The sequence below is a fragment of the Stutzerimonas stutzeri genome (genome assembly GCF_000935215.1).
Lineage (GTDB): Bacteria > Pseudomonadota > Gammaproteobacteria > Pseudomonadales > Pseudomonadaceae > Stutzerimonas.
Genome location: NZ_JXXD01000382.1, coordinates 1 through 6872, shown reverse-complemented (window position 1 = coordinate 6872; position 6872 = coordinate 1). Strand labels below are relative to the sequence as shown.

Sequence of the window (6872 nt, the reverse complement as noted above, 5' to 3'; positions counted from 1 at the left end):
CGCGCCAATGCAGGCATGTCCGCGTGCTTCGCACGACAGGACACGCCAGAGCTTGCAGGGAGCGAGGCCATGACCGACCGCCGCGACGACGATTTCCGGGTGCGCCCCAGCGCCCCGAAGAACCGGGGCAAAGGCCAGGGCCAGAGCTTCGTTTCCAAGGTGCTCAAGCAGGCTGGCAAGGCCAGCGGCGGCAAGTCCTCGATGCGCCATTCCGTAGCCGGTGGCAGCGGCGCACGCGCTGGCCAGCGTCCCGGCTCACGGCTTGGGCGCGGCCACACGGCGGCGCGTTTCGCGGGTGCGAAGCTGACGCCCATGTCGCGGCGCGTGACCATCAAGACCCTGCTGGTCAATCAGCGCAACGCCAGCCCACAGTCGCTCGCCAAGCACCTGCGCTACATCGAGCGCGACGGCGCGGGCCGCGATGGCGAACCTGGGCGGGCCTACGGGCTGCAGACCGACGAAACCGACCTTGATGCCTTCAAGGAGCGGGCCGCCGACGACCGGCACCATTTCCGCTTCATCGTCTCCCCGGAAGACGGCGCCGAGCTGGACGACCTGCGCACGTACACCCGGCATCTGGTGAACCGGATGGAAGCCGACCTGGGGACGCGGCTGGATTGGGTGGCGGTCGATCACTGGAACACCGACAACCCGCACACGCATTTGATCGTGCGCGGACGCGACGACACCGGCAAAGACCTCATCATCGCCGGCGACTACATCGCCCATGGCTTCCGCCATCGCGCCGCCGAGCTGGCGACGGAATGGCTGGGGCCGCGTACCGAACTGGAGATCCAGCAGACCTTGCAGCGCGAGGTAGAGCAAGAACGGTGGACGAGCCTCGACCGCACGCTGCAACGCGAGGCCGGCGAGGATGGCCGTGTGCAGATCGAACGCTTCAACGAGCCCCGGCTGCAACGCCAGCGCCTGCTGCTGATCGGCCGCCTGCAACGCTTGCAGCGGCTTGGCCTGGCCGACGAGATGCAGCCCGGCACCTGGGCCGTCCATGCCGATGCAGAGAAGACCTTGCGCGCCCTGGGCGAGCGTGGCGACATCATCCGCACGATGCAGCGGGCCATGAGTGGCCAGCCGCGCGAACTGGAGGTGTTCGAGCCGGGAGACGACGGCCGCACCGTTATCGGCCGCGTGGCCGCCAAGGGGCTGGCCGACGAGCTGCACGACCGGGGATATTTGGTCATCGACGGCGTGGACGGCAAGGCCCACTACGTCGCGCTCAACGCCCGCGACGAGCTGGCGAACTATCCCACCGGCGCGGTGGTGGAGGTGCGCGGTTCCGCCGAGGTGCGGGCGGCCGACAAGAACATCGCCGCGCTGGCGAGCGATGGCCCGTACCGCGCCGATCACCACTTGGCGATCGAGCAAGGCCGGGCCAAGGCCGGACGCGACCCACAGGAAGTCGTTGCGGCCCATGTTCGCCGGCTGGAAGCCCTGCGCCGCGCTGGCATCGTCGAGCGCGTGGCCGATGGTTTATGGAAGGTGCCGGACGACCTGGCCGAGCGTGGCCGCCAGTACGACGCGCAGCGCCTCGGTGGCGTAGCCGTGGAGCTGAAATCGCACCTGCCCATCGAGCGGCAGGCCCGCATGATCGGCGCCACCTGGCTGGATCAGCAGTTGATCGGCGGCGGCAAGGGGCTGGGCGACCTGGGCTTTGGCGGCGAGGCCAAGCAGGCCATGCAGCAGCGCGCCGATTTCCTTGAAGAACAGGGCTTGGCCCAGCGGCGCGGCCAGCGCGTGATCCTCGCCCGCAACCTGCTGGCGACGCTGCACAACCGGGAGCTGGCGCAAGTTGGAAAGGACATTGCCGCCGAAACCGGACTGTCACATCGCCCAGTGGCGGACGGACAGCGCGTAGCCGGCATCTACCGGCGCTCGGTCATGCTCGCCAGCGGGCGGTACGCGATGCTGGACGACGGCATGGGCTTCTCGCTTGTGCCGTGGCGTCCGGTGATTGAACAGCGGCTGGGGCAGCAGCTTGCAGCGACGGTGCGCGGCAGTGGAGTGTCATGGGAAATCGGGCGGCAGCGCAATCTCTCAATAAGCTGAGTTGTTAGGTGCAGGCACTACACGCGGGCCATTGGCGGGAAGTGCTCCATGAGAAACGCCACAAAACTACGTAGCTTGGTCGAATGGTAGCGGTCAGGAAGGTAAACAACGCTCATCGGTCGGCTCGGCAGACCTTGCTCGGGAAACAATTGAATCAAACGGCCAGCTTGAATGTCCTCTTCCAACAGAAGGGTGGATTGCAAGACGATGCCCATGCCATTGAGTGCAGCAATGCGGAGTGCCTGGCCGTTGTTTATCTGCAATCTTCCCGACACTGATCGACGACGCACGTCCTCACCAGTGCCAAGCCAATAGGACAAGGCTGTCGGGCTGAACGATAGGCATTCGTGATGCTGCAGGTCTTCCACTGTTTCCGGTATGCCCTGATGCGCCAAGTATCCCGGGGAAGCGCACATCGTCAGGCTGTATGGAGTAAGCGGCCTTGCGACCAGAGGCGCATTCTCCGGTAACTCTCCAATGCGAATGGCGGCCTCGAACCCCTCTTCGGCTAAATCCACCACGCGATCAGAAAGGACTACATCGAGTGCGATTTCTGGATAACGCGCCATATAGATCGCCAAGGCAGGCATCAATGCGTGTGTCCCGAAGATAACGGGCGCCGTGATGCGCAGCTTGCCAGCAGGTGCTAATTTCTGGTGCTGGGCCTGCGCATCTGTCTCCGCTACCAAGCGCAGAATCTCTTTGCATCTCGTGTAGTAGTCCTCACCGAACGAGGTTAGATGCTGCCGCCGCGTCGTTCGGTTAAGCAACTGCATTCCCAGGCGCGCTTCCAGTGACCGCAGATGCTTGCCTGCCATTGTTGCGGAGACGCCCAACGTAGCGGCAGCCCCGCTCAGACTGCCTTTCTCCACCGTAAGGACGTACACCTTCATGCTGTCCAACAGATCCATTGTGAACCCACAGTTTTAAGTTATGAAACTTAAAGGTAGTTTATCAAGCAATGGTTCTCAATAAAATACATGGAACAGTTTGGCGCGCAGGTTGCAAGGCACACAGCCGCATCCCGTAGGCCGGACTCCTGCCATTTCATAGGAGGACACGGTGGAATTGAACTTAAGAGGACGAACGGCGCTTATCACCGGCGCAAGCAGTGGCATAGGTGCGGGTGTTGCACGCCTGCTCGCCGATGAAGGCACCCGCATAGCCGTCACCGCGCGCAGGGACGATCAGTTGGAACGGGTTGCTTCACAAATCGAAGCCTCCAGTGAGCAAGTTCCCATTGTCGTCAGCGGTGATGTGACAGACGCAGCCGATGTCGCGCGCATTGCCGCCGAAGCGGCGACAGCCCTTGGTCACATCGACATCCTGGTCAACTGCGCTGGCGGTTCACGCCCAACGGAATTGTCAGCATCTGATGAGGACTGGGAAGAAGCGTTTGCGCTCAACTTCACCGCTGCGCGGCGGTTGACCCAAGCCATCCTTCCAACGATGCGTGTACGTCAGTGGGGTCGCATCATCAGTATCAGCGGCTCGATGGAGCCTCGCTCGCTGAATGCTGCCACGGCTGCCAAAGCCGCCCTGCATCTTTGGGCCAAAGGACTTTCCTGCGACGTGGCCGCGCAGGGAGTCACGGTCAATACGATTGCTCCTGGACGGATCAACAGCGCCCAAGTGTTGAGCAGGCTCCATCCAACCGAGGAAAGCAGACGGGACTTCATTACTCGCAATATTCCCATTGGGTATTTCGGTGAACCGGAAGATATAGGCCATTTAGTGGCGTTTCTTGCTTCACCTTTGGCTCGTTACATCACCGGCGCTGTGATTCCCGTCGATGGAGGAATGCACTTTTTCGCTCATTAGGACGCCTTATGGTACGGCTGTCTCGAAACCCTTTCGCTTCCCAGCATAAAGAGGTGGCGTGATGGAATTGCGCCATCTGCGTTGTTTCCTGGCCGTAGCCGAAGAACTCCACTTCGCCCGTGCGGCGGAGCGGCTGCATATCGAGCAGTCGCCGCTGTCACGGGCCATCAAAGAACTGGAAGAAGAACTGGGCGTGGTGCTGTTCGCCCGCACCACGCGCAGCACCCGATTGACCCGTGCGGGCAAGCTGTTCCTGGATCATGTGCCACGCATCTTCTCCGCCTTGCAGCAGGCACGGGACAGCGTGAAGGCGGCCGCCAATGGCTTTCACGGCCAGTTGCGTATCGCTTTGTCCGATGGCATCACGCCTTCGCGGCTACCTGCCTTGCTGGCACTGTGCCGACAGGAGGAACCGGAAGTCGAAATTCGTTTCTTCGAAGTGCCGTTGTCACAGCAGATCAAGGGGCTGCACGACGACCTGTATGACGTAGGGTTCGCCCGTGCCGATGAAGTCGGCGATGGCATCGTCGCCTTGCCCGTCTGGAGCGATCCGCTGATGGTGGCTGTGCCAGCGCGGCATCCCCTGCTGGCCCACAAACGCATTCCTTTGGAAGAACTGCTGCGCTACCCGCTGGTGCTGTGCGATCCGCAGGCGTGCGAGGGGCATGCCCGGCAGGTGGATCGTGTGCTGCGCCGCGTGGACATGGAACCCTTGGTGGCCGAGCGGGTGGCGTCCTGCGACCTGATGATGGCGCTGGTCTCCGCAGGCTTCGCCCTGGGCTTGACTGGCGCCGCGCATATCACCGCCAGCCGGGAGCAAGGCGTGGTGGCACGGCCGCTGGCGGGACGCTCGCCGCTGCTCACGACCTATCTGCTGCGCCTGGATGGCGAACCCTCGAAAACGCTGGCCCGCTTCATCGAGCGCGTGCAGGCCATCGAGTCCCCCGAAGATGCCAGGCCAGCGCCAGGCCATATCCCTGATCCCCCGGAGGAACCCAAGCCATGAAGAAGGCAATGCTGTTTTCGCTGGCCGTGGTGCTGACCGCCTGCGGCCCCGCCGATACGCCAAAGACGGAAAGCGTGCCAACCGTTGAAGAACTGGCATCCGATCCCGTGCGCCTGAAAGAGCTGCGACAGCAGTGCAAGACCGATCGCGCCACGCTCGGCGACGTGTTGTGCAACCGGGTAGCCGAGGCCACGCGCAAGCGGTTTTATGGTGATGGCAACACACCTTATACGCGGCCGGAGAACCCGCCCAAGTTCTGATCGCTGGCGATTCGCCACGAACTTTTCATTTTCTGCCCGACACGCCGCAATGCGCCTTCGCTTGCGGCGTTTTTCCTTGGCCCGATGCGGCCCTAATTCTTTCCAATTACTCGACCTTTCTTCCGATAACGGTCTTTGACCGGCACCGACCCGGCACCGATCCTCACGCCATGCGGCACGTCCTTGTGCCGCGTGTGAGCGAGGAATCAGCGCAGGAGAAATCGGAGGCCAGTCATGCAAGGTCAGGGCGTGCTGTTCGGGCAGATCGCCGCTGTTTTCAGCATCGTGATCGCCTGCGTATGGAGTGCAACGCAATGGACAGCGGCCGCTCTCGGACATCAAGTACGTCTTGGCTCGCCCTGGTTCGACTTCTTTGGTACGCCGGTCTATCACCCGTGGCGACTGTTCGAGTGGTGGTTCTTCTTCGATGCCTATGCGCCGCACATTTTCGACGTAGGCGGTGCGATTGCCGGCGGTAGCGGCCTACTGGCCGTGCTGGTCGCCATCGCCATGTCGGTGTGGCGTTCACGGCAGGCCAAGCTGGTCACGACCTACGGTTCGGCGCGTTGGGCCGATGCCGCCGACATCCGCAAGGCGGGCCTGACGCAGCCGGCCGGTGTGTTCCTCGGCCAGCATGATCGCCAGTACCTGCGGCATGAAGGCCCGGAACACGTCCTGTCCTTCGCACCCACGCGCTCGGGCAAAGGCGTGGGCCTGGTGGTGCCGACGCTGCTGTCGTGGCCTGCCTCGGCCGTCATCCACGACATCAAGGGCGAGAACTGGCAGATTACGGCTGGCTGGCGTTCGCGCTTCTCGCATTGCTTGCTGTTCAACCCCACCGATGCCAAGTCGGCGGCCTACAACCCGCTGCTGGAAGTGCGGCGCGGTGCGCATGAAGTGCGCGACGTGCAGAACATCGCCGACATCCTGGTCGATCCCGAAGGGGCGCTGGAGAAGCGCAACCACTGGGAGAAAACCTCGCATGCGCTGCTGGTGGGCGCCATCCTGCACGTGCTCTATGCGGGCAAGGACAAGACGCTGCGCGGCGTCGCCAACTTCCTGTCCGACCCGGCCAGCCCCTTCGAGCTGACCTTGCACCGGATGATGACCACGCCCCACCTCGGCGATGGCCCGCATCCGGTGGTGGCCTCCGCTGCGCGCGAAGTGCTCAACAAGTCGGACAACGAACGCTCCGGCGTCCTGAGCACCACCATGTCGTTCCTGGGTCTGTACCGCGATCCCACGGTGGCCGAAGTCACCTCGCGCTGCGACTGGCGTATCGCCGATCTGATTGCTTCCGAGCATCCGGTGTCGCTGTATCTGGTGGTGCCGCCTTCGGACATCAGCCGCACCAAGCCGCTGATCCGGCTGATCCTCAACCAGATCGGCCGGCGCCTCACCGAATCGCTCGATGGCAGCGACGGCATCGAGCGCCGCCACAAGCTGCTGCTGATGCTCGATGAATTTCCGGCGCTGGGCCGCTTGGACTTCTTCGAGACGGCGTTGGCCTTCATGGCCGGCTACGGCATCCGCAGCTTCCTCATCGCGCAGTCGCTCAACCAGATCGACAAAGCCTACGGCCAGAACCATTCGATTCTGGACAACTGCCATGTGCGTGTGACCTTCGCCACCAACGACGAACGCACGGCCAAGCGCATTTCCGAAACGCTGGGCACGGCCACCGAGCTGCGCGCGCAGCGCAACTACGCCGGCCATCGGCT

The 6872-nt window shown here is 63.2% G+C and carries 6 protein-coding genes; 5 read left to right on the top strand and 1 reads right to left on the bottom strand.

The features are described from left to right. The first annotated feature begins 69 nt into the window (after positions 1-69). Positions 70-2064, top strand: a complete 1995-nt coding sequence (locus tag LO50_RS23570; RefSeq protein WP_044316560.1) for a relaxase/mobilization nuclease domain-containing protein — start codon at positions 70-72, stop codon at positions 2062-2064. A gap of 17 nt (positions 2065-2081) precedes the next feature. On the opposite strand, the gene LO50_RS23565 is transcribed toward LO50_RS23570, so the two are convergent. Beyond that, on the bottom strand, positions 2082-2975 hold the full coding sequence (locus LO50_RS23565; RefSeq protein WP_033938353.1) for a LysR family transcriptional regulator: 894 nt from the start codon (positions 2973-2975) through the stop codon (positions 2082-2084). 151 nt (positions 2976-3126) lie between these two features. Between LO50_RS23565 and LO50_RS23560 the strand changes: the two genes are divergently transcribed. The 4 genes from LO50_RS23560 to LO50_RS23545 all read left to right on the top strand — a co-directional run. Beyond that, positions 3127-3885, top strand: coding sequence for an SDR family NAD(P)-dependent oxidoreductase (locus tag LO50_RS23560; protein ID WP_037039090.1), 759 nt, complete (start codon positions 3127-3129; stop codon positions 3883-3885). Between the two features lie 61 nt (positions 3886-3946). Beyond that, the gene (locus LO50_RS23555; protein WP_044316559.1) at positions 3947-4891 is read left to right on the top strand and encodes a LysR family transcriptional regulator; all 945 of its coding nucleotides are present in this window, start codon (positions 3947-3949) and stop codon (positions 4889-4891) included. Further along, entirely contained in the window at positions 4888-5151 is a 264-nt protein-coding gene (locus LO50_RS23550; protein WP_044316558.1) for an EexN family lipoprotein, read from the top strand. Before LO50_RS23555 ends, LO50_RS23550 begins: the two co-directional genes overlap by 4 nt. A gap of 234 nt (positions 5152-5385) precedes the next feature. Beyond that, a partial coding sequence (locus tag LO50_RS23545) for a conjugal transfer protein TraG (RefSeq protein ID WP_044316557.1) occupies positions 5386-6872 on the top strand: 1487 nt, incomplete at its 3' end.

Bases quoted from the DNA above. Each gene is read 5' to 3' on its own strand.
- LO50_RS23570 (WP_044316560.1), top strand. From the start codon at position 70: ATGACCGACCGCCGCGACGACGATTTCCGGGTGCGCCCCAGCGCCCCG.
- LO50_RS23565 (WP_033938353.1), bottom strand. From the start codon at position 2,975: ATGGATCTGTTGGACAGCATGAAGGTGTACGTCCTTACGGTGGAGAAA.
- LO50_RS23555 (WP_044316559.1), top strand. From the start codon at position 3,947: ATGGAATTGCGCCATCTGCGTTGTTTCCTGGCCGTAGCCGAAGAACTC.
- LO50_RS23550 (WP_044316558.1), top strand. From the start codon at position 4,888: ATGAAGAAGGCAATGCTGTTTTCGCTGGCCGTGGTGCTGACCGCCTGC.